Here is a 25,075-nt window from a genome sequence, read left to right as displayed (position 1 = left end):
AGGGAGTGAGTACTATGCGAGAAATGTATCCGAAAAAGGGTCGTGTTATTTTACATGTAGATATGAATTGTTTTTTCGCATCTGTTGAAATTGCTCATGACTCATCATTACAAGGAAAGCCGTTAGCGGTTGCTGGAAATGAAAAAGAAAGAAAAGGAATTATCATAACATGTAGTTATGAGGCGAGAGAATATGGAATACGTACAACGATGCCTCTTTGGGAAGCGAAAAGGTTATGTCCGCAATTAGTTGTAAGGCGTCCTAATTTTACATTATATCGCGAAGCTTCATTTCAAATGTTTCAAATTCTTTCCCGTTTTACAGAAAAAATACAACCAGTCTCAATAGATGAAGGGTATTTAGATATTACAGATTGCTACGCACTCGGTTCGCCTCTTGAAATAGCAAAGATGATTCAGCAAGCGTTATTAACAGAGTTACAGCTGCCGTGTAGCATCGGAATTGCTCCAAACCTTTTCCTAGCAAAAACAGCTTCTGATATGAAAAAACCTCTCGGTATTACCGTGCTTCGAAAACGAGATATTCCAGAAATGATTTGGCCACTTCCGGTTGGGGCGATGCATGGAATTGGAGAAAAAACAGCTGAAAAATTAAATGCTATTCATATACAAACCATTGAGCAGTTAGCAAAAGGAAACGAACATATCATTCGCGCTAAAATTGGAAAGCACGGTGTTGATTTAAAGCGGCGGGCAAAAGGTTTGGATGATAGGGAAGTCGATCCGAGTCAAATGGGACAACATAAAAGCGTTGGTAATTCGATGACTTTTTCAAAGGATATGGATGAAGAGAAAGAATTACTTGATATGTTAGAAAGGCTATCAAAATCAGTGAGTAAAAGATTACAAAAGCGAACTCTTGTCAGCTATAATATTCAAATTATGATTAAATATCATGATAGGCGGACAGTAACGCGGAGTAAGCAACTGAAAAATGCCATTTGGGAAGAACGAGATATTTTTCAAGCAGCCTCTCGTTTATGGAAGCAACATTGGGATGGTGATTCCGTTCGTTTGCTAGGTGTTACAGCTACTGAAATAGAGTGGAAGACAGAATCGGTGAAACAGTTAGATTTGTTTTCATTTGAAGAAGATGCGAAAGAAGAGCCGCTACTTGCTGTCATTGATCAAATTAATGATAAGTATGGAATGCCCCTGTTACAACGAGGTAGTCAATTATTACGTAAGCAAGAAAAGTCTTTTCAGCAAAAATTAGAAAATAAGTTTATGTAGAAGGTGTCATGAAACTGTAAATATCATGACACCTTTCATTTTCAACTTGCTTCTAAATTTAATGAAGTTTTCCAACCAGCTGCAGTAACGCCAGATTCTAATAGCATTCTGCTCACTATTTTTTCAATTAAGACTGCTGTATTTGTGTTGCAGTGTAATGTCGCTTGTATACACACTTTTTGATTAGAATCTACGTCCTCACTATACAATTCTTTTAAACCGATGCCTTCAGAACTTACCATATGCATAAGTAAAAAGCGAATATGGGCTTCATGTTCTTCTGAACAAGTAAGAGAAAGTAAGTAGTTCGTTTGTTCAGGTGATTCTTCTTTTGATTTTTGATTCATAAAGAGAGCAATTGGACGAAGAAGTATATTTGCTAGTAAAACGCCGGCTGCACCTAATATAGCTGCAATGAGGAAACCAGCGCCTGTAAGAGTACCAACAGCAGCTGCGCACCATAGGGTAGCCGCAGTATTAAGTCCTCTAATACTAAAGCCATCGCGGATAATAACGCCGCCTCCTAAAAAACCAATCCCACTGACGACTTGAGCGGCAATACGTGAGGGGCTAGCATCGTGATCAAGCATGACGGATAATAAAACAAATATACAGGCACCAAGTGATACGAGAGCATTTGTCCGTAGTCCAGCCATCCTATGTCTCCATTGCCGTTCCATTCCGATGCAAGCACCTACAATAATTGCAATAAATAATCTTAGTACAATGTCATACCATACCATCATGGTCACCTCCATACATATAAGTCCAAGTTATGTTTTTGAGAATGAGCGGGGAGTACCCGCTCATTTTCATTTTTATAACCAGCTATGAAACTTTTTAATATAAACTTTTTTTAGGAGCTGTGTTAAGAAAGCATAGCCTAATAGTATTCCTACTAACCAAGGGAAATAGCTAAGTGGTAATGCTTGTAATCCAACAGCTGCTCCAAGTGGTGAGAATGGAATGTAAATTCCAATTGCCATAATACAAGCGGTTAACAAAAGAACTGGTACTGATGCAGTACTTTGAATGAATGGAATCTTCTGTGTTCTTATCATGTGAACAATTAAAGTTTGTGTTAGTAATCCAACGACAAACCAACCTGATTGGAATAATGCTTGTTCGCTAACTGTATTTGCACCGAAGACGTTCCACATGACCACATAGGTGATCATGTCAAATATGGAACTAATGGGACCGATGCAAATAATGAAGTTCCGTAAATTTGCAGTATCCCATTTTCTTGGTTTTTCTAAAAACTCTTTATCCATTTTGTCCCATGGAATAGACAATTGTGAAATATCATAAAGTAAGTTTTGAATTAAAAGATGAATGGCAAGCATCGGTAAAAAAGGAATGAAAGCACTTGCTACTAACACGCTAAACACATTACCGAAGTTAGAGCTAGCTGTCATCTTAATATATTTTAAAATATTTCCGAATGTAGTGCGTCCTTCTAAAATACCTGCTTCTAATATCATTAAACTTTTTTCAAGTAGAATAATATCGGAAGACTCTTTTGCAATATCAGTTGCAGTATCAACACATATGCCAACATCAGCTTCACGTAACGCTACGGCATCGTTAATGCCATCTCCCATATAACCTACAGTGTGTCCGTTTCCTTGTAATACTCGTATAATACGAGATTTTTGCATTGGATTTAGTTTAGCAAATACAGTTGTTTCTTCGGCTAGTTTTGCTAATGCTTTATCAGGTAAAGCATCGATCTCGTAACCAAGGACAGGCTCGCCAATATTTAATCCAACTTCTTTACAAACTTTTTTTGTCACGATTTCGTTATCGCCAGTTAAAATTTTTACTTGTATACCATGTTTTTGTAATGCTTGAATGGCAGTAGCTGCAGATGGTTTCGGGGGATCTAAAAAGCCAATATATCCAGCGAGAATCATATCAGTTTCGTCTTTTACTGCGTACTCTGTATCATTTATTCTTCTATCTTTTTTATAAGCTACAGCAATAACACGCATACCTTCACTATTCAATGTCTCACTTAGTTGTTTTACATGTAAACGCATGTCATCGGTAAGAGAAACAACTTTTCCATCTACTTCAGTGTAGTTGCAAATAGATAAAATTTCTTCTACTGCCCCTTTACAGACCATTGTATGTTCACCTGAGTTGTTTTTCACAATGACAGACATACGCCGACGAGCAAAATCAAATGGAATTTCATCTAGTTTTTGAAAAACGGATGGATCAAATTTTTGGTTTTCTTCTGTATGTTTCATAACGGCTTTATCTATTAAATTTTTCAATCCTGTTTGATAGAAGCTATTTAAATAGGCAAAGTGTAATACACGATTACATGTATTACCGTTAGGATCTAGGTGCCGGACAAGTACAACTTTATCTTCTGTTAACGTTCCTGTTTTATCGGTACAAAGAATGTTCATAGCACCTAAGTTTTGAATAGAATTCAGCTGTTTTACAATTACTTTCTGTTTAGACATGTTAACGGCACCTTTTGCTAAATTAGCAGTTACAATCATTGGTAACATTTCAGGTGTAAGACCAACAGCAATAGCGATAGCGAAGAAGAAAGCCTCTTGCCAATCGCCTTTTGTGAATCCGTTAATGAGAAGAACGATAGGTGCCATAATAAGCATGAATGTAATTAATAGCCAGCTTACTTTGTTTACCCCTTTATCAAAGCTTGTTTCTACGCACTTACCGATTACTTTATTTGCTAAAGAGCCGAAATACGTATCGGTACTTGTGGAGATGACAACAGCTTTTGCGCTACCACTTACAATATTTGTCCCCATGAAGCAAAGATTTTCCATATCGAGTGGATTGTAATTTTTTTTCGTGCTTTTCGGTAATAGATGTTTATTTTCTGTATGGTAGCAGTGTTCGTATTTTTCTACAGGAAGTGATTCCCCTGTTAAAGAAGACTGATTCACAAATAAATCTTTAGCTGATAAAATACGCACATCAGCTGGAACGATATCACCGGCTGAAAGGGAAATAATATCCCCAGGTACAAGTTCTTCAATTGGAATTTCTGTTGTATAATTTTGCTTTAAATTTGTTACTTTTTTTGTTTCGTATACAAATCCATCTATTCTAAAGACACTCGCTGTTGTTCGAACCATAGCCTTTAACTGATCCGCAGCTTTTTGAGAACGAAATTCTTGTAAAAAGCGAATTGTTGCACTTAGCATTACCATTACAGATACGACAATGGTTCCTTGTATGTCATCTGTGAAAAAAGAGAGTGCGCCGAGAGCTAATAAAACAAAAATAAATGGATTTTTAAATGCTAGTAGAAATTGAATGTACCATGGCGATGTTTTATTATGAGCTATTTCATTAGAGCCATATAAAGAAAGTCTACGAGACGCTTCTTCTTTAGAGAGTCCGTCTTTTGTTGTTTCTAAAAGTTGTAATGCTTTGTTTGCATCTTGTGTTGCGACTTCCACTAATAATTCGTTATTTGTGTTCATACGATCTTGATCGTATGAATGTTTTGTTTCTTGTCTTTGTAAATTTAACATCGGTAGTTCCTCCTTTTTTCATGAAGGAGAAAACAATCTGTTACTCGACTATTTAAAATTAGGAGGAACAGCTTCTTTCCTACCTACATGATGAAATATTAGCGTAAAACATATGGGTATCTGGGCCGAATCATCAATAGCCAACTGTTCCTCACCTCCGTACAATTTAGTAGTTTCTGAATATGCTATGTTTGTTTCATAGTAAGGTGCATAATACGTAAAAAGACCTTTACTCAAAACGAGTAAAGGTCTGAATTCGCAGTTAAAAGAGTTCACAACAAAGACTGTTAGTAAACATAGATAAAAACAGTTTTTGTGCATGACAAAATATACGCACCTCTCCCTCGTTGAGTTTTAGCACTGTATAGCATAGGTACTGAAACCAGCTACGTTAAAAAAGGCCTTCATTCCGACCTTTCCTGTTGACCCATTGGCGTCTCTCGACATTTTTGGGCAGCAGCGTTTCTCTATACAGGAGCCTCACCTAACAGAGACCATATTCAATTACAATTTGAATGTTAGCACTGTAAATTTATAGTGTCAATATATTTTTTGAAAACTCAAATAGGTTTATGGTGTCTATATAGTAGGAAATAAGAGGAGTTTTTTGAAATAATTTTGGAAAATAAATACTGTAATAATCTATAAATAAAAAGCACTGATCACAGTGCTTTTTATTTATAGATTATGAGATTGTAGCATTTTCAAAAATAACAATTTCTGAACTGTTTGTTGTTGAAACGCGTTGTGCGTAATATGTGAAAGCTGAAGAAATATATGTTGGTAACGAATCATTTGTATGTGTTGTTGTATATTCATGGATTAATTCTTTCAAAGTCGTCCATTCTAATTGTGCTGGGTGGTCAGACACGAAAGAACTTACCCAGCGATCAAATGAAGATGAGAAATCAGTTTGTAAACGAAATGCTTCTTTCATAATAAAACGCTCCCTTAAAATGTAGTATAATCATTTTAACATAAAACACGAACGATTGCTAAGTTTTTTGAGTATAATGTTCGTGATATATAGTTGTCTAGATGATTGGTTATGTAAATTCGATTTGCCATTTGAAATAACATTCCGTAAGATGAAAGGTAGATTATATAAAGAGCTGGAGGAAAGAAAGTGGAATTTGTATTTTTAGGAACTGGTGCAGGTGTTCCTTCGAAAGGAAGGAATGTTTCAGCAATTGCTTTGCAATTGTTAGAAGAACGAGGACAGACTTGGTTATTTGATTGTGGCGAGGCGACGCAACATCAAATATTACATACATCAGTACGTCCACGCCGCATTGAAAAAATATTTATTACGCATTTACATGGTGATCATATTTTTGGATTGCCTGGTTTATTAGGGAGCCGTTCGTTTCAAGGTGGGACGACCCCTTTAACAGTGTATGGACCAAAAGGAATTAAACAATTTATTGAAGCAGCATTATCAGTAAGTACAACACATGTGAAATATCCGCTTGAAATTGTTGAGATAATAGAAGAAGGTACTGTGTTTGAAGATAATGAATTTCATGTGGAAACAAAAAGATTGTCACACGGTATTGAATGTTTTGGGTATCGCATTGTAGAGAAAGATATACGAGGCGCTCTTTTAGTCGATAAATTGCTGGAGATGGGTGTGAAACCAGGTCCACTCTTTAAACGTTTAAAAGATGGAGAAGTGGTTGAATTGGAAAATGGTACGATACTAAACGGAAAAGACTTTATTGGTCCACCTCAAAAAGGAAGAATTATTACCATTTTAGGTGATACGAGATATTGTGAAGCGAGTAGAGAGCTGGCACAAGACGCTGACGTACTTGTTCATGAAGCAACTTTTGCGGCAGAAGATGAACAACAAGCGTATGATTATTTTCATTCTACATCTAAGCAAGCTGCAAGTATTGCACTTCAGGCAAATGCAAAACGATTAATATTGACTCATATTAGTTCTCGTTATCAAGGAGATACATATAAGGAGTTATTGAAAGAGGCAAGAGAGCTATTTTCTAATGCAGAAATAGCTACAGATTTGAAATCATTTCCAGTGGAAAGATAATAATGTTGTGAAAAAATGGTGACGAAAGGTTGCCATTTTTTTATTTCTAAAAAAAATTAAAAATAAAACTGTTATCATTTTATGCTTATATAGAATGAAACAGAAAGTTTTAATGATGTGAAGATATAGGATGAAAATACATAGTATCGATTATTTAGAAAAACTGTTATATAAGTCAGACGACATACGAGTGATACAAATAGCAAAAATGGATTGTTATTCAGAACTTTTAAAATTCAATAAAAGTAAGCGTTTTATTAAAAACGAGCTATAATGAGGACAGATTATAATTTACTGTAGGATACATGTGTTTGAGCCATTTATCATAACAAGTGAAGTTGAATAAATCGTGAGAGAGCAACATGGAAATTATAATAGGAAGGATATTACTATTATTTGTATTAAGTCTTTTTCATTTTTTAGCTTTAAGGCATCAAAAGGTATGAAAGCAATGGGCGTTTCACTTGTTTATGCTATGCTTGTAAGAGGTTCTGTGTTAAACTTTGGATTGCTACAAGACTTTACCGTAGATTATCTTATATTATTTTTAAATGAAGGTAATACTAAGTTTTTTATTTAATATTATAACTGGTATTATTTCAGGATATATTGCTTCACTGTTATTCAAAAACAATCCAATTCGTATAGCGGAACAAATTCGTAATACAACTGGAAAAGCAACCGATTTGGTAGCTTAATAGAATAGTAAAAATTTTTTTCATAGAGGTTTAGGGGGAGTTATGATGAAGTATCGCTCAGTATTTGATATTATTGGTCCAGTTATGATTGGTCCATCAAGTTCACATACAGCAGGCGCAGCAAGAATGGGGCAAGTTGCTCGCCAGCTGTTTCGTCATGAACCAGAAAGAGTAAGCATTTCATTATATGGATCATTTGCAAAGACGTATCGAGGGCATGGTACGGATGTAGCGTTAATTGGTGGAATATTAGGATTTGAAACAGATGACTTACGTATTCCAGAAGCGCTAGATATAGCAAAAGAGCGCGAAATTGAAGTGGAATTCATTGAAGAGGATGCAAATGCACCTCACCCAAATACAGCGAGAATTCGTTTGTATAAAGGTGAAGAAGAAATTGAAGTTGTAGCTTGCTCAATTGGTGGCGGTAAAATTGAAGTTGTAGAATTAAACGGATTCGATCTTCAATTATCAGGCACGAGTCCAGCACTACTTATTGTAAATAACGATCGCTTCGGTGCTATTGCCGCAGTAGCTTCAATCCTTGCGAAACACGAGATTAACATTAGTACAATGAGTGTTTCTCGTAAAGAAAAAGGAAGAAGAGCGCTGATGGTTATCGAAACAGATGAATTATTAGCAAATGAAGTGATTGAAGAAATAAAAGCGCAACAAAATATTTGTCAAGTAACTATTATGGAATAATTGCAGGGGGGACACACCATGTTTCGGAACGCAGCGGAACTAGTGGCGCAAGCTAAAGAACAAAATGTAAAAATCGCAGAAATTATGATTCAATGTGAAATGGAAACAAGAAATATTTCACGTGAAGAAGTAATTGCTGGTATGGAAAAGAACTTAGTCGTGATGGAGCAAGCAGTAGAACGTGGTATTCGCGGTGTGAAATCACCAACCGGTTTAACTGGCGGAGATGCTGTAAAAGTTCAAGCGTATATGAAGAGCGGAAAAGGCTTATCTGGAGATACGATTTTGGATGCAGTGAGTAAAGCTGTTGCAACAAATGAAGTAAACGCAGCGATGGGGATCATTTGTGCAACACCAACAGCAGGGTCTGCTGGAACAGTGCCAGGTGTATTATTTGCACTAAGAGAAAAATTGCAGCCTACACGTGAAGAAATGATTGAATTCTTATTTACAGCAGGAGCTTTCGGTATGGTTGTTGCGAATAACGCTTGTATTTCTGGTGCAGCGGGAGGATGCCAAGCTGAAGTTGGTTCAGCAAGTGGAATGGCAGCTGCAGCTGCAGTTGAGATGGCTGGTGGAACACAAGATCAAGCAGCTACAGCGATGGCAATTTCATTAAAGAACATGCTTGGTTTAGTATGCGATCCTGTTGCAGGACTTGTAGAAGTACCTTGTGTAAAACGTAATGCAGCAGGAGCTGCAAATGCGATGATTTCAGCTGATTTAGCATTAGCTGGTGTAACAAGTACCATTCCATGTGATGAAGTAATTGAGGCAATGTTTAGAATCGGACAAACGATGCCAGTAGCACTTCGTGAAACAGCTGAAGGTGGACTTGCAGCAACACCGACTGGTCGCCGTCTGCAAGAAGAGATTTTTGGGAAGACTAATAACTAAAAAAGATACGCTTATAAAAAATGGAGCTCAAGTAAGATTGAGCTCCATTTCTTATTTTTCTTTTGTTAGTTGTTCTAATGTTTTCCCAAGATTATGTGATCGTTGTGTAGCCTGTGTAATACAAGAAATAAGAGCTTGTTGAAATTGGTGTTCTTGTAATACTTCAATGCCTGCTTCGGTCGTTCCACCAGGAGAAGTAATTTCCTTCCGTAAAATAGAAGGATGTTTTTCACTTGCTTTTAGCATTTCAGCAGCACCAATCATCGTCTGAAGAATAAGTGACTTTGCAACATCTTCTTTTAAACCGATTTCTTTTGCGGCTTCTTCCATCGCTTCTACTACGTAATAAATATAAGCAGGTCCACTTCCAGATAATGCAGTGACAGCATGCATATCTTCTTCCTCTACAACAGAGACGAGACCGATCGTTTCAAATAAAGCCATGGCAGTCTGAATATGTTCCGCTGTTGCATGTTTTGAAGGCGAGATAGCGGTAGCTGATTTTAAAATTGCTGCAGATGTATTTGGCATGGCGCGAATAATCGGAACGTCTTTTTGAAGTAGCTTTCTAATCGAGTGAGTAGAAACACCTGCTAATAACGAAATAATAAGCAGGTTATTATGTATATATTCTTTAAAAGGGGTAATCGCTTCTGCAACATCCTTTGGTTTCATCGCTAGAAAAAGAATATTTGTATCAGTAAGTAGTTCTTTTTTATTATGTGTACCTTTGACACCGTATTTTTTATGTAGCTCCTGTAACCTTGTCTCGTTAGAACGATTACTTACGGTAATTTGTTCGCCTTTCACAACATTTGCATGTAACAAGCCACCAATAATAGCTTCGGCAATAGAACCTGCACCGAGAAAGGAAATGTTTTGAATAGACATGATGTTCCTCCTTTAAATTGGGTTAGAAATTCTTATAAATGTACATACATTCGTTTTTTAATAGGAAACACCTCTTTTTATCTGAAAATAATGACAAATATATATAGAAGTTGTAAACTGAAGAAGTATTCATTTTTGAACCGGAAAGAGACAGGGGGGCTAAGCATGACGGCGATTCACCGAATGGAGATTCCTGTGCCATTTGCAGTTGAAACTGTGAATGTGTTTTTAGTTGAGGGGGAGACATTAACATTAATTGATACAGGGACGAATACAGAAGAGGCAAGAAATGCGTTAGAAAGTCAGTTAGGTGCATTAGGATATACGATAGAAGATATTGAAACAGTAGTCATTACGCATCATCATGCGGATCATTGTGGGCTTTTAAATATATTTTCTGAGAAAACAAACATTATTGGACACCCATGGAATGAGCCTTGGATTACGCAAAATCCAGAATTTTTAAAGCGGTATCATGAGTTTTTTAGAGAGACAGCTTTGCAATTTGGTGTTCCAGCAGCATTTTTGAAAGATGAGGCGTTATTAACGACAAGAACACTGAAATATTCTTGTAATAGATCGTTAACGCATACTGTGAGAGAGGGAGATCGTATTGATTCCTTACCTGGGTTTACAGTAATCGAAACACCAGGTCATGCTTCCACTCATATTTCATTATATAGAGAATCTGATGGAATATTAATTGGTGGGGATGCTCTCATTAGTCATATTTCCTCGAATCCAATATTAGAACCACCATATGAGGGACAAACAGAAAGGGCACGCCCGTTATTACAATATAATCAAACGTTAAAGCGTTTAAGTGAAATGAATATTTCGCGCATTTTATCAGGACATGGAGAAGATGTTCTAAATGTGAAACAACTTATTGAAACGAGATTACAAAAGCAAGAAACACGTGCATTTAAAGTGCTTGATTTATTAAAGGAAAAACCAATGACAGCATTTGAAGTATGTGTAAAACTATTTCCGGTATTATATAAGGAACAATTGCCACTTACTATTTCAGAAACGGTTGGACAATTAGACTTTTTAGCATATAATCAACAAGTGATGATTGATGAATCTTCGCAACAATTGATTTATTATGCAAAGTAGGTGACAGCAATGACGGGACGTTTACAAAATAAAGTAATCGTCATTACAGGTGCTTCTAGTGGAATTGGAGAGCAAGTTGCAATGCAAGTTGCAGAGCAAGGGGCGACTCCAGTATTAATGGCTAGAACAGAAGAGAAATTAAAAGCGTTAGCAGACAAAATTAAAGAAACTTATAATACGCCTTGCTATTATTATGTATTAGATGTAAGTGAAGAGACGGAGGTACAATCTGTTTTTTCAAAGGTATTACAAGAAGTGGGACGTATTGATATATTAGTAAACAATGCGGGATTTGGTATTTTTAAAACGTTTGAAGATGCATCGATGGATGAAGTGAAAGATATGTTCCAAGTAAATGTATTTGGATTAGTAGCTTGTACGAAAGCGGTACTACCTTATATGGTAAACAGAAACGAAGGACATATTATTAATATTGCTTCACTTGCTGGGAAAATTGCGACTCCAAAATCAAGCGCATATGCAGCGACGAAACATGCCGTATTAGGGTTTACGAATAGTTTACGCATGGAGTTGTCTAGTACGAATGTTTTCGTAACAGCTATTAATCCAGGTCCGATAGATACGAACTTTTTTGAAATAGCTGATCAATCCGGTACATATGTGAAAAATATGGGACGATACATGTTAAAACCAACATATGTAGCAGAACAAATTGTAAAATCAATGAAAACGAAAAAGCGTGAAGTAAACTTACCGAAGTGGATGGGCATGGGCCCGAAACTTTATGCTCTATTCCCAGGTTTATTTGAGCGTGTTGCAGGCAAATCATTAAGCAAAAAATAGGAGATTTCCATATGGAAATCTCCTATTTTTTTATTTTCCAGTCACATAATCGTAAACGATATCCTCAACTGCCTCGTATACATCAATTTCAGTATTTGAATGAATTATCGTTTGAATATGTTTAATTAGCATTTCCTGATCCTCATTTGACATAGGATTACATTGGTATTGTTGAAAACTTTTTATAATCATTTTCTCAATTAATTTTTCATTCATGTTTTCCCCGCCTGTATGTACGTATGTATTGTTTTATTGTACTTGAAGTGAAATAAAAAAACTACTATGCACTATTTTTGTATAAAAATTCGGTTGTGTATATTATTTTTCTAGTAAAATTAAGTTTTTTAAGTTTATAAAATTAATAAATATTTAATTGACTCTATAAATATACAATATTATAATCATACTTAATTTAAAGAATCGATATGAGGAGGAGCATATGAAAGTCGCGATTATTGGAGCAACTGGGTATGGAGGTATTGAGTTAATTCGGTTATTAGAGCAACATCCATATTTTTCGATAGCATCTCTCCATTCTTTTTCACAAGTTGGCGAGTGTATAACAAATGTATATCCGCATCTTCGAAATATTCTTGTTCATACGTTACAAGAAATTAATGCGGAGGAAATAGAGAAGGAAGCAGAAATTGTATTTTTAGCAACTCCAGCAGGAGTATCAGCAGAGTTAACTGCAAAATTATTAGCAGTAGGTTTAAAAGTAATTGATCTATCTGGAGACTTTCGTATGAAAGATCCTTTGATATATGAACAGTGGTATAAAAGGGCAGCTGCAAAAGAAGAAGTTCTTAGTGAAGCTGTATATGGGTTAAGTGAATGGAAAAAGTCCGAGATTCAAAATGCAAATTTAATTGCAAACCCAGGATGTTTTGCTACAGCTTCATTATTAGCGATATTGCCGTTAGTACGTAGCGGCATGATTGAAGAAGATTCAATTATTATCGATGCAAAATCAGGAGTATCTGGAGCAGGCAAAACACCAACAACGATGACTCACTTTCCAGAGTTATACGATAACTTGCGTATTTATAAAGTAAATGAGCATCAACACGTTCCTGAGATTGAGCAAATGCTTGCAGAGTGGGATAGGGAAACGAAGCCAATCACGTTTAGTACACATTTAATACCGATATCACGAGGGATTATGGTTACACTGTATGCGAAAGTAAAACGAGAAATGGAAATAGAACAACTTCAAAAGTTATATGAAGAAACGTATGAACAATCGGCTTTTATTCGAATTCGCACGCAAGGAGAGTTTCCAAGTCCGAAAGAAGTGAGAGGCTCAAATTATTGTGATATGGGGATAGCTTACGATGAAAGAACAGGAAGAGTGACAGTCGTTTCTGTTATAGACAATATGATGAAAGGTGCGGCTGGGCAAGCGATTCAAAATGCAAATATAGTAGCGGGACTAGAAGAAACAACAGGTTTACAACATATGCCGCTTTATCTATAAGGGGGACATGATGATTAAAGTAGCGTCTATTATAAAAGTAGAAAATGGTTCGATTGTAACTCCGAAAGGTTTCTCGGCAATTGGTACTGCAATTGGTTTGAAAAAGGAGAAAAAGGATTTAGGAGCAATCGTTTGTGATGTACCGGCATCATGTGCTGCTGTTTATACAACTAATCAAATACAAGCAGCCCCCTTGCAAGTAACGAAAGATAGTATAGCGGCTGAGGAGAAATTACAAGCTATTATCGTCAATAGTGGAAATGCAAATGCTTGTACAGGAATGAAAGGATTACAAGATGCTTACGAGATGCGTGCATTAGCGGCGGAACATTTTGGATTGAAAGAAAATTGCGTTGCAGTAGCTTCGACTGGTGTAATTGGTGTTCCTTTACCGATGGATATAATTCGAAAGGGAGTTGTAACTCTTATACCGACGAAGGAAGAAAGTGAAGCGCGTTCTTTTTCTGAAGCGATTTTAACGACGGATCTTATAACGAAAGAAACTTGCTATGAAATGATTATTGATGGGAAAAAAGTGACGATTGCTGGTGTTGCTAAAGGTTCAGGGATGATTCATCCGAATATGGCAACGATGCTGAGCTTTATTACGACAGACGCTCATATAGAGCATGACGTATTGCAAACGGCATTATCCCAAATAACGAATCATACATTTAATCAAATTACGGTGGATGGAGATACTTCTACGAATGATATGGTCATCGTTATGGCAAGTGGATTATCAGAAACGAAACCAATCAATATGGAACATACAGACTGGGAAGCTTTCGTATTTGCTTTACAGAAGGTATGTGAAGATTTAGCAAAAAAAATTGCACAAGATGGTGAAGGTGCTACGAAGTTAATAGAAGTAAATGTGCTAGGCGCGAAAGCGAGTGAAGAGGCAAAGAAAATTGCAAAGCAAATAATTGGTTCAAGTCTTGTGAAAACCGCAATACACGGTGAAGACCCAAATTGGGGGCGAATTATTAGCAGTATTGGACAAAGTGAAGTAGCGATTAATCCAAATACAATTGATATTACTCTTCAATCTATCGTTGTGCTGAAAAATAGTGAACCTCAAATGTTTTCTGAAGAGGAAATGAAAAAGAAATTACAAGAACATGAAATTATGATTGATGTGTATTTACATTTAGGAGAAGAGACCGGATCAGCTTGGGGCTGTGACTTAAGCTATGAATATGTGAAAATAAACGCTTGTTATCGTACATAAGGAGAGGGAAGATGAGCGATTATATTGTAGTGAAATGCGGCGGTAGTATGCTAGAGCAATTAAATGATGTGTTTTTTGATTGTATAAAGAAATTGCAGCAGAAGTATAAGGTAGTGATTGTCCATGGTGGTGGTCCAGAAATTGATACCAACTTAAAAAATTGTAATATCAAAGTAGAAAAAAGAGATGGATTACGAGTGACACCAAAAGAAGTTATGGATATTGTTCAAATGGTGCTATGCGGGAGTACGAATAAAAAGTTTGTAATGAATTTGCAAAGGCATAATTTACTGGCGGTAGGTTGTTCAGGATGTGACGGCAAATTACTGCAAGTTCAACCTGTCAGCGAGGAGATAGGATATGTGGGAGAAGTAAGCTATGTAGAAACAGCCTTACTAAAAGGATTAATAAATATGAATTATATTCCTGTTATTGCTCCGGTCGGGATTCATGATAATGAGATTTATAACATAAATGCGGATACCGCTGCAGCGGGGATTGCGGCCGCACTATCCGCAAAAGAACTCGTTTTTATTACGGATGTAGATGGGATATTACATGAAGGGAAATTGGTAAAGAAAACAGATGAGTCTGAAATTGCAACTCTTATAGAAAAAGGAGTTATTACAGGCGGGATGATTCCGAAAGTACAGGCGGCACTAGCTTCATTAAAAATGGGAGTGCAAAAGATAAGTATCGTAAATGGTACAAAAGATTTTACTGAAGATACAGGAGAATGTATCGGAACGACGGTAACGAGAGGAGCGAGTATTGTATGACAAGTCATCTTTTTCAAACATATGGGAGAAGAACTGTTGGGTTTGTAAAGGGAAAGGGAACGGAAGTTATTGATAACAAAGGTAACCAATACTTAGATTTTACATCAGGAATTGGTGTATGTAATTTAGGACATTGTCATCCTACTGTTATGAAAGCTGTACAAGAACAACTTGATAATATATGGCATATATCTAACCTATTTACAAACAGCTTACAAGAAGAAGTCGCGTCATTATTAACAGAAAATATAGCATTAGATTATGTGTTTTTCTGTAATAGCGGAGCAGAGGCGAATGAAGCAGCATTGAAGCTAGCTCGTAAGCATACTGAAAAATCTCTCGTTGTAACATGTCTACAGTCTTTCCACGGTAGAACATTTGGAACGATGAGTGCGACAGGACAAAATAAAGTGAAAGAAGGATTTGGTCCGCTCCTTCCGTCTTTTTTACATACCCCATTTAACGATATAAAAGCGCTCAAGGAAGTAATGAATGAAGAAGTTGCGGCAGTAATGGTAGAAGTTGTTCAAGGAGAGGGAGGAGTTATACCTGCTGATCTATCTTTTTTGCAAGAGATTGAAGCATTATGTAATAAGTTCGGTTCCTTATTTATTATAGATGAAGTACAAACAGGGATCGGAAGAACAGGGACATTATTTGCTTACGAACAAATGGGAATAAATCCTCATATCGTTACTACCGCTAAAGCGCTTGGAAATGGCATTCCAGTTGGAGCGATGATTGGCCGGAAAGAACTTGGAACATCGTTTACTGCAGGATCACACGGTTCAACGTTTGGCGGGAATTATGTTGCAATGGCTGCAGCGAAAGAAGTATTGCAAGTAAGTAAAAGACCATCGTTTTTAAAAGAAGTACAAGAAAAGGGCGAGTACGTATTAGAGAAGTTGCGAGAGGAATTACAACATGTCGAATGTATTCAAAATATACGTGGTAAGGGGCTTATGATTGGGATTGAGTGTAAGCATGAAGTTACAAGTTTTATAGAAGAACTAGAAAAAGAGGGACTTCTCGTATTACAAGCAGGGCCAAATGTTATAAGACTATTACCGCCACTTATTGTAACGAATGAAGAGTTAGAACAGGCAGTATATATGATAAAAAAAGTAGTTTGTACAAAAAACGTATCAATCATATAAGGGGGAAATTTCATGTCAACTGTACAAGTACCGAAATTAAATACGAAAGATCTTTTAACACTAGAAGAATTAACGAAAGAAGAAATCATTTCTTTAATTGAGTTCGCTATATATTTAAAAAAGAATAAGCAGGAGCCTTTATTACAAGGCAAAATATTAGGGCTTATTTTTGACAAACATTCAACTCGTACGCGCGTATCTTTTGAAGCGGGAATGGTACAGCTCGGGGGACATGGCATGTTTTTAAGTGGGAAAGAGATGCAAATGGGAAGAGGAGAAACCGTTTCAGATACTGCGAAAGTATTATCGCATTATATTGATGGGATTATGATACGTACATTCTCACACGCGGATGTAGAAGAGCTTGCAAAAGAATCGAGCATACCTGTAATTAACGGTTTAACGGATGATCATCATCCTTGTCAGGCATTGGCAGACCTAATGACAATATATGAAGAAACAAATACATTTAAAGGAATAAAATTGGCTTACATAGGTGACGGAAATAATGTATGTCATTCATTGTTGTTAGCGAGTGCGAAAGTTGGAATGCATATGACTGTTGCAACGCCTGTAGGGTATGAACCGAATGAAGAGATTGTAAAAAAAGCATTAGCGATTGCCAAGGAAACAGGAGCTGAAATTGAAATTTTGCATAACCCTGAATTAGCGGTGAATGAAGCAGATTTCATTTATACTGACGTTTGGATGAGCATGGGGCAAGAGGGAGAAGAAGAGAAATATACTTTATTTCAACCATACCAAATTAATAAAGAACTTGTTAAGCATGCGAAGCAAACATATCGTTTCTTACACTGCTTACCTGCCCATCGTGAAGAAGAAGTAACAGGCGAAATTATAGATGGACCACAGTCTATTGTCTTTGAGCAAGCTGGTAATCGATTGCATGCGCAAAAAGCATTATTAGTAAGTTTATTTAAAAATGTAGAAGAGCCTTCCTAAAAGGGAGGTTTTTTTATGTTGAAATGTCGGATGTATATTTAGTTAATTATTTCTATATCATTTATAATAAAAAGAGAAAACTAATTTTATTTTTCATATGATGTAAGGGCATACTAGGTATAAAAATATAGTTAAAGAGATGATGAGGGTGAAAACAACTAAGAAAACATATTCGTTTTTTCAGCGGATGTGGAGAATATTAAAGTTTCAATATTATAAGTTGCTTCGATCACCAGAAGGAGCAAAGAAAGTATCGTTAGGTTTTGCGATTGGTTTTGGTTTAGAGATGTTGGTTATATATACGGCATCGCTCGTCTATTTAATCTTTTATCCAATCGTCAGGTTAGCAAAGGGATCTTTTCCTGCTGCAGTTATTGGCAATATTATTGGGAAAATATCGTTTCTCCCAGTAGTTTTATTTCCGCTTGCCTATGCGCTAGGGAAAATGATTTATCCATTTCATGTACAAAAAATACATCATGAACCCTTTACGATATCGGACTTGTTTTCAAGTCACATTTTTACGATATTAAAGAGCTTATTACAGAGTGAAGTGTATGTATTAATTGGAATGACGATTTTAGGAGTTGTATTTGGTGTAGTTTCATATTTCGTTGTGCATTATTTATATGAAAAGAACCGTAAGTTACGCCTGAAGAATAGAAAGAAACGAGTGAGAGAACCACTCATGCAAATATAAAGAGTGTCACATTCATTTTCTCCTTTGAATATGTTTAAGAAAAAGGGGGAGAGAATGAATGTATTATTATTACGTACCGCAAGTATATCCATATGTAAATTATCATCCGGTTTATGATATGAATAGACAATACGAATTATATCGACAACAACAATTACAGCAATTACCACAAATACCCTCACAACAACCTACACAAGATCAAAAACCATATTTAACGACATGGCCATATTCAAATGTATACTATGGTAATTATTACGAATCATAAAGCTGCTTCTATTTAGAAGCAGCTTTATGCGTTGGTTTTCAAAATTAAATTTTGAATGGTTTGAAGAGAGTGAATGAGCTTTTCACGCTCTTCCTCAGATAATGTTTGGAAATTTTCTTTTAATTTGTCTAAAATGAATTGTTGATACTGATTTACTAACAATTTCCCTTCACTTGTTAGGGAAATTAAAATGACCCGTCGATCTTTTTCGCTATAATGACGCTCTATTAGTTCTTCTTGAATCAGTTTGTTTAATAGAGGTGTCATGTTAGGCCTTGAAATCGCTAGCCGCTTGCCGATTTCGGAAACTGCTAATGTGCCATTTTCATGCAGAAGCAGTAATACTTGTGTATGTGATGGCGGCATATGTCTTTGAGAAGAAAATTCTCCAGGAAGCATAAATTTGCGATAAAAAAGAGGCACTAGCGAAAGAAGATGATCAACAATACGTTCCCACTCGCGTGATTCCATATAAAGGCCCCCTTCCACTCTCATTGTAACAAAAAAGACATGTTATAAAAATAGAATTGTTTCATGGAAATTTTAATATTTGTAGGCCAGCACTTTTTTTGTAAATGAATCGGCAATAATCGTATAGCCTTTATCATTTGGGTGTACTTGGTCAAAGAGTAATTCTTTTTTATCATTTGATATTAATTTACGAATTGGTAAAACGATCGATGGTTGATTTACTTTTGAAATGGAATAAACGGATTCGTTCCAGCCATCTAAAAACATATCTGCATAACTTGCGATGGAGTCATCGAGCTGTAACGGGTTATAGAGTTCAGAAAGAATGAGTAAAGCGTCCGGATTTTGATCTCGAACTGTCTTTACAATATTTTTTACATCCGCTTCAAAGTGAGCTTTTTCTTTATTTAACATTTTAATACCATCTATAACACCGACATCACGATTTAAGCGAAATAAATTATTTCCCCCAATATTAATTGTAATTATATTTGCTGCTCTAATTTTTTGCTTTACATCTTCTGATTGAACTTTTTTAGCGAGACGGTCTGTTGTAAGACCGTTTATCCCAAGGTTTTCTACAGTAATTGGTTTATGAATTTGTGCTTCTATTTGTTTAGAGGCTAATTCAGCAAATCCACCTTGTGTCGATCCATATCCTTTGGCGAGCGAATCACCTAGTACGAGATGATAAAAGGAATCGTTTGTTTGCTTATCAATCCAACTTGGAGTAGATGTTTTTCCTGTTTTTTCTTCGGGTTCATTTTGTTTTGTCTCATCGTTCTTTTCAAAATAAGAATAAGAAATGATTAGAAGGAGGAGACAAACAATTGTTAAGATGATTTTTTTCATAAATTCATCCTCCTTGTAATTGGTAATTGTATCATATTCAGCAGTATTAACAATGTAAGGGCATATTATATGTTTATGAAAAGTTTACAATAACTTTACAGAAAATTTGTAGAAGTATGTCAAAAAATATTGACGATATGAAAGAACATTATATATGATAATGTCAGATAAGGTAAAATTCTACATAGTGGGAGCTTTATCTCACGTTAATTGCTAGTCTTCATCAATGAATCGTTTAGGGGGACTACTCGTTAGCGCAGGGTGAAATGAAAATCGTGTATCTAATAGAAGAAAAAAGGTATGTGGTTAGAGACGAATAGAAATTCATTTCATTATTCTTTGGTAATTGTATAAGGGGGATTTTTTGTGAAAAAGTCAAAAAAAATGCTAGCTGGAGCAACTCTTGCTATTGGTGTAATAGCACCACAAGTATTGCCAACAATAGCTCATGCGGATGAGAAAGCTGGGGAGAGTACAGTTAACTTACGAATTCTAGAAACATCAGATATTCACGTTAACTTAATGAATTATGATTATTATCAAACGAAAACAGATAATAAAGTAGGTCTCGTGCAAACTGCAACACTTGTTAATAAAGCGCGTGACGAAGCGAAGAACTCTGTCCTATTTGATGATGGGGATGCATTACAAGGGACACCGCTTGGAGATTATGTAGCGAATAAAATAAATGATCCGAAGAAGCCTGTGGATCCTAGCTATACACATCCATTATATCGTTTAATGAATTTAATGAAGTATGACGTCATCTCTCTTGGGAATCATGAATTTAACTACGGTTTAGACTATTTAAACAAAGTAATTAGTAAAACAAAGTTCCCGGTTATTAACTCAAACGTCTATAAAGATGATAAAGATAATAATGAAGAGAACGATCAAAACTACTTTAAACCATATCATGTTTTTGAAAAAGAAGTAGAAGATGAATCAGGGCAAAAACAAAAAGTGAAAATTGGCGTAATGGGATTTGTTCCACCTCAAGTTATGAACTGGGATAAAGCAAATTTAGAAGGAAAAGTGAAAGCAAAAGATATAGTTGAAACAGCGAAGAAAATGGTGCCAAAAATGAAAGCAGAAGGTGCAGATGTTATCGTTGCACTAGCGCATTCCGGTGTTGATAAGAGTGGATACAACGTTGGCATGGAAAACGCGTCGTATTACTTAACAGAGGTTCCAGGTGTAGATGCAGTATTAATGGGACACTCACATACTGAAGTGAAGGACGTATTTAATGGTGTTCCAGTTGTAATGCCTGGTGTCTTTGGAAGTAACTTAGGTATTATTGATATGCAATTGAAAAAAGTAAATGGAAAATGGGAAGTACAAAAAGAGCAATCGAAGCCGCAACTTCGTCCGATTGCTGATAGTAAAGGAAACCCACTAGTACAATCTGATCAAAATTTAGTTAATGAAATTAAAGATGATCATCAAGCGACAATTGATTATGTGAATACAGCTGTAGGAAAAACGACAGCGCCAATTAATAGTTATTTCTCATTGGTACAAGATGATCCTTCTGTACAACTTGTGACAAATGCACAGAAATGGTATGTAGAAAAGCTATTTGCTGAAAATGGACAGTATAGCAAATATAAAGGAATTCCAGTTTTATCTGCAGGTGCACCATTTAAAGCAGGTGGCCGAAACGGTGCTACATATTATACGGATATTCCAGCTGGAACGTTAGCGATTAAAAACGTTGCAGATTTATATGTATATCCAAATACGTTATATGCTGTAAAAGTAAATGGGGCACAAGTGAAAGAATGGCTTGAAATGTCTGCAGGTCAGTTTAATCAAATTGATCCAAAGAAAACAGAAGAACAGCCGTTAGTAAATATAGGCTATCCTACATATAACTTCGATATTTTAGATGGCTTAAAATACGAAATTGATGTAACACAACCGGCGAAATATGATAAAGATGGAAAAGTTGTAAATGCAAATACGAATCGTATTATAAATATGACATATGAAGGTAAGCCAGTGGCTGACAATCAAGAGTTCATCGTCGCTACAAATAACTATCGTGGAAGTAGTCAAACGTTCCCAGGTGTAAGTAAAGGGGAAGTTGTATACCAATCCCAAGATGAAACACGTCAAATCATTGTGAAGTATATGCAAGAAACACCAGTTATTGATCCGGCAGCAGATAAAAATTGGACATTTAAACCAATTGTTGCAGATAAATTAAATACAACATTTGATTCTTCACCAAATGCACAAAAGTATATAAAGAAAGATGGGAAAATATCATATGTTGGACCATCTGAAAATGAATTTGCTAAATATGCAATTGATATAACGAAGAAGAACGATGATGATAAGGAAACTGGTGGAGAGAATCCAACAACACCGCCAACAGGTGAAGGAAATAATGGAGGAAATCCAACAACACCGCCAACAGGTGAAGGAAACAATGGAGGAAATCCAACAACACCGCCAACAGGTGAAGGAAATAATGGAGGAAATCCAACGACACCACCAACAGGTGAAGGAAATAATGGAGGAAATCCAACGACACCGCCAACAGATGAAGGTAATAATGCAGGATCTGGACAAACTGCAACGGATAATCAAAACTCAAAAGAAACAACAACTGTAAGTGAAAATAAAGAAGAACGTGATTTACCGAAAACAGGTACAAGTGTTGCTTCTACAATTGGAGCAGGCTTGGCGTTTGTTGGAGCGGGATTACTTCTGTTATTTAGAAGAAAGAAAGCAAATAGATAGTCGAGAAATATAAAAAAAGGATTACCGATTCAGGTAATCCTTTTTTATATTATGACATTGTAACTGCTTTTTCTTTCTTCCATGAAAGGCCAAATCCAGTAAAGCCGACGATAATTGTTAAGACCGGGCACGCTAAACAGAAAATTGCGAATGGAAGGTAATCAAATGTCGGAACGCCAAGGACGTTCGATAAGAATACACCACTTACCCCCCATGGTACGAGCGGGTTAATAACTGTACCTGCATCTTCAAGTACACGCGATAAATTACGACGCTCTAAACCGACTTCATCGTATTTATTAGCAAATGCTTGTCCTGTTAAAACGATGGATAAGTACTGCTCACCAAGTAAGAAGTTTACACCAATTGCAGTTGAAGCAGTAGAAATAATTAAGCGTGTGCTATTTTTTACGAAGCTAGAGATGATATTCATTAGCTGCGTGATAATACCCATTCCTTGTAATAACCCTCCCATACAAAGAGCTAGGAAAATAAGGGCAATCGACATCATCATACTTTGTAGACCACCACGAGATAGTAAGCTATCAATGTCTTTAATACCAGTTTTAGAAACGTAGCCGTCTTGCATGATTTTCATTAAATCAGCTAAAGAAGTGCTAGGTTTAAAAATAAAGAGAATAATAATTCCTACCACAATTCCTGCAAGTAATGTTGGAACGGCTGGAACCTTTTTAAATGCGAATAGGAACAGTAATAAAATTGGAATAAGTGTAACGATAGAAATCGTTGCATTTTTTTCTAATGTGCTAATAAAGTTAGTGAAGTCAACGTCTCCACTAGTACCGCCTCCTAAAATGAAAAATGCGATAAAAGCAATAATGAAAGCTGGAACTGTTGTCCAAAGCATGTTACGAATATGCTCAAATAAATCTACACCCGTAACAGCAGGAGCTAAGTTAGTTGTATCAGATAAAGGAGACATTTTATCTCCAAAGAATGCACCAGAAATAATTGCACCAGCGATTAGAGCCGGATCGTATCCGAGAGCGCTACCCATGCCCATAAAGGCAAGTCCTACAGTTGCGGCAGTTGTAAAGGCACTACCGATACTTGTTCCAACAATTGCACAAACAACAAAAACAGTCGGAACGAAAATCTTTGGAGATACAAGCTGGAAGCCGTACACCATTAAAGTTGGAATTGTTCCAGCAGCGATCCAAACACTAATTAATACGCCTACAAGTAAGAAGATAAAAATAGATGGAATACCAGCTGAAATACTACTGATCATCCCTTTTTCCATAGTAGACCAAGAGATTTTTTTCATAAATCCAAATGCTAATAAAAGAACGATACCAAATAAAATTGGGATGTGTGGTGAAACTTCTAATTGAATAACACTAAAGCCAATACAGAAAAAGATAAATAATGTTAAAAGAACAGATTCAATTTTTGAAACCATTGTTTTCCCCTCCTAAGTAATCTAAAATAGCTCTTTTTTATATAAAATTCGCCAAAATTGTTTATTTCCTTCTAAAATTTAGAATTTTGTGACAAATTACTGGTAATTGTTGATCCTTCAATATGATACGGAAATGATTGGATAAAAAAACGTCCCTGCATATAATTATGCAGGGACGAAGAAATCGCGGTACCACCCTAGCTTGTGAAATGAATGTATCACAAAATAAAGGGTCGTATGATATGCGCTAATAAAATAAAAACGCCCCTGCAATATATGCAGGGACGAAAAATTCGCGGTACCACCCTAAATTGTGAAACAGTTTCGTTTCACCACTCTTTAGATATAACGGTCTATAACCGTCTTTCACTACTCCTTACGTTTCGCAAAAGAAGCTCCAGGGGGTAATTCATAATTCGCTCTGTACTGGTTCGCACCGACCACCAGCTCTCTGAAATCAGAAATCGAAATACTACTAAATCCTATCAATGCCGATTCATATGATGTTAGTTAAATTTTTAACATATATTCATCATACATGTCAATAAAAATGTGTAATATTTTTTTAGGGAAATAAAGGTTAAATGTTTTTAATGTTCTAAAATTGTACGTTATAATGAATTTGAAAGGGGAGGAAAGAGTGAAGAAAAAAATAATTCTTTTTACCACCTTACTAGTCATTGGCGGAAGTGCTGGCATTTACACAGCTTTTGCAGCTGAATCAGAGCAGGCGAAGCAAAAGCAAATACAGCAGTCAGAAGTGAAGAAAGTGAAAGAAACGGAAGAGAAGAAGTCGATGGAAAAAGCAGCTGAGAAACTAGGAGTTTCTACTGAAGGGAAAACAAAAGAAGAGATCACGAAAGAAGTAAGTACCGCAAGATTTGAGAAGCGCCATGATTTATTGATTGAACATGCAAAACAACTTGGAATTGATACAGAAGGAAAAAAAGATGAAGAGATTATTTTAGAAATCGGAAAGATACAACACGGAAAGTAGAACAACTTATCGTATGATAAGTTGTTCTTTTTTAAGAACTTTTTGATTTAAAAATAATTGACAGC

At 36.1% G+C, this 25,075-nt stretch carries 24 protein-coding genes, 1 riboswitch and 1 other annotated feature; of the genes, 16 read left to right on the top strand and 8 right to left on the bottom strand.

Annotated elements, in window-relative coordinates:
* Nucleotides 1–14: 14 nt before the first annotated feature.
* A complete protein-coding gene (locus ATN06_RS21110) occupies nt 15–1,253 on the top strand; it encodes a DNA polymerase IV (protein ID WP_060632206.1) in 1,239 nt (412 codons plus the stop codon).
* A gap of 41 nt (nt 1,254–1,294) precedes the next feature.
* Here ATN06_RS21110 and ATN06_RS21105 read toward each other — a convergent pair whose 3' ends face one another.
* The 3 genes from ATN06_RS21105 to ATN06_RS21090 all read right to left on the bottom strand — a co-directional run bounded on the left by ATN06_RS21105 (nt 1,295) and on the right by ATN06_RS21090 (nt 5,714).
* Nucleotides 1,295–1,996, bottom strand: coding sequence for an MgtC/SapB family protein (locus tag ATN06_RS21105; protein WP_060632205.1), 702 nt, complete (start codon nt 1,994–1,996; stop codon nt 1,295–1,297).
* Nucleotides 1,997–2,071: 75 nt separating this feature from the next.
* Complete coding sequence (mgtA, locus tag ATN06_RS21100; RefSeq protein ID WP_060632204.1) at nt 2,072–4,777, bottom strand: magnesium-translocating P-type ATPase; 2,706 nt, start codon at nt 4,775–4,777, stop codon at nt 2,072–2,074.
* A gap of 333 nt (nt 4,778–5,110) precedes the next feature.
* A riboswitch (M-box (ykoK) riboswitch) is annotated at nt 5,111–5,276 on the bottom strand.
* 186 nt (nt 5,277–5,462) lie between these two features.
* Nucleotides 5,463–5,714 carry a DUF3932 family protein gene (locus tag ATN06_RS21090; protein ID WP_060632202.1) on the bottom strand — a complete coding sequence of 84 codons (252 nt, stop codon included), beginning with the start codon at nt 5,712–5,714 and terminating at the stop codon, nt 5,463–5,465.
* 189 nt (nt 5,715–5,903) lie between these two features.
* Here ATN06_RS21090 and rnz point away from each other — a divergent pair, with 189 nt between their 5' ends.
* The 4 genes from rnz to sdaAA all read left to right on the top strand — a co-directional run bounded on the left by rnz (nt 5,904) and on the right by sdaAA (nt 9,127).
* Nucleotides 5,904–6,827 carry a ribonuclease Z gene (gene rnz / locus ATN06_RS21085; protein WP_060632201.1) on the top strand — a complete coding sequence of 308 codons (924 nt, stop codon included), beginning with the start codon at nt 5,904–5,906 and terminating at the stop codon, nt 6,825–6,827.
* 349 nt (nt 6,828–7,176) lie between these two features.
* Nucleotides 7,177–7,407, top strand: coding sequence for a hypothetical protein (locus tag ATN06_RS28795; RefSeq protein ID WP_234415813.1), 231 nt, complete (start codon nt 7,177–7,179; stop codon nt 7,405–7,407).
* A gap of 163 nt (nt 7,408–7,570) precedes the next feature.
* Nucleotides 7,571–8,230, top strand: a complete 660-nt coding sequence (gene sdaAB / locus ATN06_RS21070) for an L-serine ammonia-lyase, iron-sulfur-dependent subunit beta (protein ID WP_060632200.1) — start codon at nt 7,571–7,573, stop codon at nt 8,228–8,230.
* An 18-nt stretch (nt 8,231–8,248) separates the two neighbouring features.
* Nucleotides 8,249–9,127 carry an L-serine ammonia-lyase, iron-sulfur-dependent, subunit alpha gene (sdaAA, locus tag ATN06_RS21065; RefSeq protein WP_000489453.1) on the top strand — a complete coding sequence of 293 codons (879 nt, stop codon included), beginning with the start codon at nt 8,249–8,251 and terminating at the stop codon, nt 9,125–9,127.
* Nucleotides 9,128–9,178: 51 nt separating this feature from the next.
* Here sdaAA and proI read toward each other — a convergent pair whose 3' ends face one another.
* A complete protein-coding gene (gene proI, locus ATN06_RS21060) occupies nt 9,179–10,018 on the bottom strand; it encodes a pyrroline-5-carboxylate reductase ProI (protein WP_060632199.1) in 840 nt (279 codons plus the stop codon).
* Nucleotides 10,019–10,183: 165 nt separating this feature from the next.
* Here proI and ATN06_RS21055 point away from each other — a divergent pair, with 165 nt between their 5' ends.
* Together ATN06_RS21055 and ATN06_RS21050 are read left to right on the top strand one after the other, a co-directional pair.
* Entirely contained in the window at nt 10,184–11,137 is a 954-nt protein-coding gene (locus tag ATN06_RS21055; protein ID WP_060632198.1) for an MBL fold metallo-hydrolase, read from the top strand.
* 9 nt (nt 11,138–11,146) lie between these two features.
* A complete protein-coding gene (locus ATN06_RS21050; RefSeq protein WP_060632197.1) occupies nt 11,147–11,941 on the top strand; it encodes an SDR family oxidoreductase in 795 nt (264 codons plus the stop codon).
* A gap of 30 nt (nt 11,942–11,971) precedes the next feature.
* On the opposite strand, the gene ATN06_RS21045 is transcribed toward ATN06_RS21050, so the two are convergent.
* Nucleotides 11,972–12,157 (bottom strand): YqzH family protein, encoded by a 186-nt coding sequence (locus ATN06_RS21045; protein WP_001003210.1) that lies wholly within the window; start codon nt 12,155–12,157, stop codon nt 11,972–11,974.
* 223 nt (nt 12,158–12,380) lie between these two features.
* Between ATN06_RS21045 and argC the strand changes: the two genes are divergently transcribed.
* The 7 genes from argC (at nt 12,381) to ATN06_RS21010 (ending at nt 18,516) form a co-directional block, all read left to right on the top strand.
* Nucleotides 12,381–13,418 carry an N-acetyl-gamma-glutamyl-phosphate reductase gene (gene argC, locus ATN06_RS21040; protein WP_060632196.1) on the top strand — a complete coding sequence of 346 codons (1,038 nt, stop codon included), beginning with the start codon at nt 12,381–12,383 and terminating at the stop codon, nt 13,416–13,418.
* A 10-nt stretch (nt 13,419–13,428) separates the two neighbouring features.
* On the top strand, nt 13,429–14,652 hold the full coding sequence (argJ, locus tag ATN06_RS21035; RefSeq protein ID WP_060632195.1) for a bifunctional glutamate N-acetyltransferase/amino-acid acetyltransferase ArgJ: 1,224 nt from the start codon (nt 13,429–13,431) through the stop codon (nt 14,650–14,652).
* A gap of 11 nt (nt 14,653–14,663) precedes the next feature.
* The gene (gene argB, locus ATN06_RS21030; RefSeq protein WP_001286788.1) at nt 14,664–15,431 is read left to right on the top strand and encodes an acetylglutamate kinase; all 768 of its coding nucleotides are present in this window, start codon (nt 14,664–14,666) and stop codon (nt 15,429–15,431) included.
* A complete protein-coding gene (argD, locus tag ATN06_RS21025; protein WP_060632194.1) occupies nt 15,428–16,588 on the top strand; it encodes an acetylornithine transaminase in 1,161 nt (386 codons plus the stop codon). Before argB ends, argD begins: the two co-directional genes overlap by 4 nt.
* Before the next feature lie 12 nt (nt 16,589–16,600).
* On the top strand, nt 16,601–17,551 hold the full coding sequence (gene argF / locus ATN06_RS21020) for an ornithine carbamoyltransferase (RefSeq protein ID WP_060632193.1): 951 nt from the start codon (nt 16,601–16,603) through the stop codon (nt 17,549–17,551).
* Between the two features lie 139 nt (nt 17,552–17,690).
* Nucleotides 17,691–18,251, top strand: a complete 561-nt coding sequence (locus ATN06_RS21015) for a DUF2062 domain-containing protein (protein ID WP_002028428.1) — start codon at nt 17,691–17,693, stop codon at nt 18,249–18,251.
* A gap of 58 nt (nt 18,252–18,309) precedes the next feature.
* Complete coding sequence (locus tag ATN06_RS21010) at nt 18,310–18,516, top strand: hypothetical protein (RefSeq protein ID WP_060632192.1); 207 nt, start codon at nt 18,310–18,312, stop codon at nt 18,514–18,516.
* 24 nt (nt 18,517–18,540) lie between these two features.
* Here the strand turns inward: ATN06_RS21010 and ATN06_RS21005 are convergent, their stop codons facing one another.
* On the bottom strand, nt 18,541–18,987 hold the full coding sequence (locus ATN06_RS21005; RefSeq protein WP_060632191.1) for a MarR family winged helix-turn-helix transcriptional regulator: 447 nt from the start codon (nt 18,985–18,987) through the stop codon (nt 18,541–18,543).
* Between the two features lie 72 nt (nt 18,988–19,059).
* On the bottom strand, nt 19,060–19,839 hold the full coding sequence (locus ATN06_RS21000; protein WP_060632190.1) for a GDSL-type esterase/lipase family protein: 780 nt from the start codon (nt 19,837–19,839) through the stop codon (nt 19,060–19,062).
* Nucleotides 19,840–20,205: 366 nt separating this feature from the next.
* Here ATN06_RS21000 and cpdB point away from each other — a divergent pair, with 366 nt between their 5' ends.
* Nucleotides 20,206–22,590: a bifunctional 2',3'-cyclic-nucleotide 2'-phosphodiesterase/3'-nucleotidase gene (gene cpdB, locus ATN06_RS20995; RefSeq protein ID WP_060632189.1), complete on the top strand. Its 2,385-nt coding sequence runs from the start codon at nt 20,206–20,208 to the stop codon at nt 22,588–22,590.
* A gap of 49 nt (nt 22,591–22,639) precedes the next feature.
* Here cpdB and nhaC read toward each other — a convergent pair whose 3' ends face one another.
* On the bottom strand, nt 22,640–24,013 hold the full coding sequence (gene nhaC / locus ATN06_RS20990; protein ID WP_000253741.1) for a Na+/H+ antiporter NhaC: 1,374 nt from the start codon (nt 24,011–24,013) through the stop codon (nt 22,640–22,642).
* A gap of 277 nt (nt 24,014–24,290) precedes the next feature.
* Nucleotides 24,291–24,511 (bottom strand) — a binding site (T-box leader).
* 142 nt (nt 24,512–24,653) lie between these two features.
* Between nhaC and ATN06_RS20985 the strand changes: the two genes are divergently transcribed.
* Nucleotides 24,654–25,010, top strand: coding sequence for a hypothetical protein (locus ATN06_RS20985; RefSeq protein WP_060632188.1), 357 nt, complete (start codon nt 24,654–24,656; stop codon nt 25,008–25,010).
* Nucleotides 25,011–25,075: the final 65 nt, after the last annotated feature.

The sequence above is a fragment of the Bacillus thuringiensis genome, assembly GCF_001455345.1.
Lineage (GTDB): Bacteria > Bacillota > Bacilli > Bacillales > Bacillaceae_G > Bacillus_A > Bacillus_A thuringiensis_N.
Note: the sequence above shows the minus strand (reverse complement) of the source record. Positions and strands in the feature narration are given on the sequence as shown.

Bases quoted from the DNA above. Each gene is read 5' to 3' on its own strand.
- ATN06_RS21110 (WP_060632206.1), top strand. From the start codon at position 15: ATGCGAGAAATGTATCCGAAAAAGGGTCGTGTTATTTTACATGTAGAT.
- ATN06_RS21105 (WP_060632205.1), bottom strand. From the start codon at position 1,996: ATGGTATGGTATGACATTGTACTAAGATTATTTATTGCAATTATTGTA.
- mgtA (WP_060632204.1), bottom strand. From the start codon at position 4,777: ATGTTAAATTTACAAAGACAAGAAACAAAACATTCATACGATCAAGAT.
- ATN06_RS21090 (WP_060632202.1), bottom strand. From the start codon at position 5,714: ATGAAAGAAGCATTTCGTTTACAAACTGATTTCTCATCTTCATTTGAT.
- sdaAB (WP_060632200.1), top strand. From the start codon at position 7,571: ATGAAGTATCGCTCAGTATTTGATATTATTGGTCCAGTTATGATTGGT.
- sdaAA (WP_000489453.1), top strand. From the start codon at position 8,249: ATGTTTCGGAACGCAGCGGAACTAGTGGCGCAAGCTAAAGAACAAAAT.
- proI (WP_060632199.1), bottom strand. From the start codon at position 10,018: ATGTCTATTCAAAACATTTCCTTTCTCGGTGCAGGTTCTATTGCCGAA.
- ATN06_RS21055 (WP_060632198.1), top strand. From the start codon at position 10,184: ATGACGGCGATTCACCGAATGGAGATTCCTGTGCCATTTGCAGTTGAA.
- ATN06_RS21050 (WP_060632197.1), top strand. From the start codon at position 11,147: ATGACGGGACGTTTACAAAATAAAGTAATCGTCATTACAGGTGCTTCT.
- ATN06_RS21045 (WP_001003210.1), bottom strand. From the start codon at position 12,157: ATGAATGAAAAATTAATTGAGAAAATGATTATAAAAAGTTTTCAACAA.
- argC (WP_060632196.1), top strand. From the start codon at position 12,381: ATGAAAGTCGCGATTATTGGAGCAACTGGGTATGGAGGTATTGAGTTA.
- argJ (WP_060632195.1), top strand. From the start codon at position 13,429: ATGATTAAAGTAGCGTCTATTATAAAAGTAGAAAATGGTTCGATTGTA.
- argB (WP_001286788.1), top strand. From the start codon at position 14,664: ATGAGCGATTATATTGTAGTGAAATGCGGCGGTAGTATGCTAGAGCAA.
- argD (WP_060632194.1), top strand. From the start codon at position 15,428: ATGACAAGTCATCTTTTTCAAACATATGGGAGAAGAACTGTTGGGTTT.
- argF (WP_060632193.1), top strand. From the start codon at position 16,601: ATGTCAACTGTACAAGTACCGAAATTAAATACGAAAGATCTTTTAACA.
- ATN06_RS21015 (WP_002028428.1), top strand. From the start codon at position 17,691: ATGATGAGGGTGAAAACAACTAAGAAAACATATTCGTTTTTTCAGCGG.
- ATN06_RS21010 (WP_060632192.1), top strand. From the start codon at position 18,310: ATGTATTATTATTACGTACCGCAAGTATATCCATATGTAAATTATCAT.
- ATN06_RS21005 (WP_060632191.1), bottom strand. From the start codon at position 18,987: ATGGAATCACGCGAGTGGGAACGTATTGTTGATCATCTTCTTTCGCTA.
- ATN06_RS21000 (WP_060632190.1), bottom strand. From the start codon at position 19,839: ATGAAAAAAATCATCTTAACAATTGTTTGTCTCCTCCTTCTAATCATT.
- nhaC (WP_000253741.1), bottom strand. From the start codon at position 24,013: ATGGTTTCAAAAATTGAATCTGTTCTTTTAACATTATTTATCTTTTTC.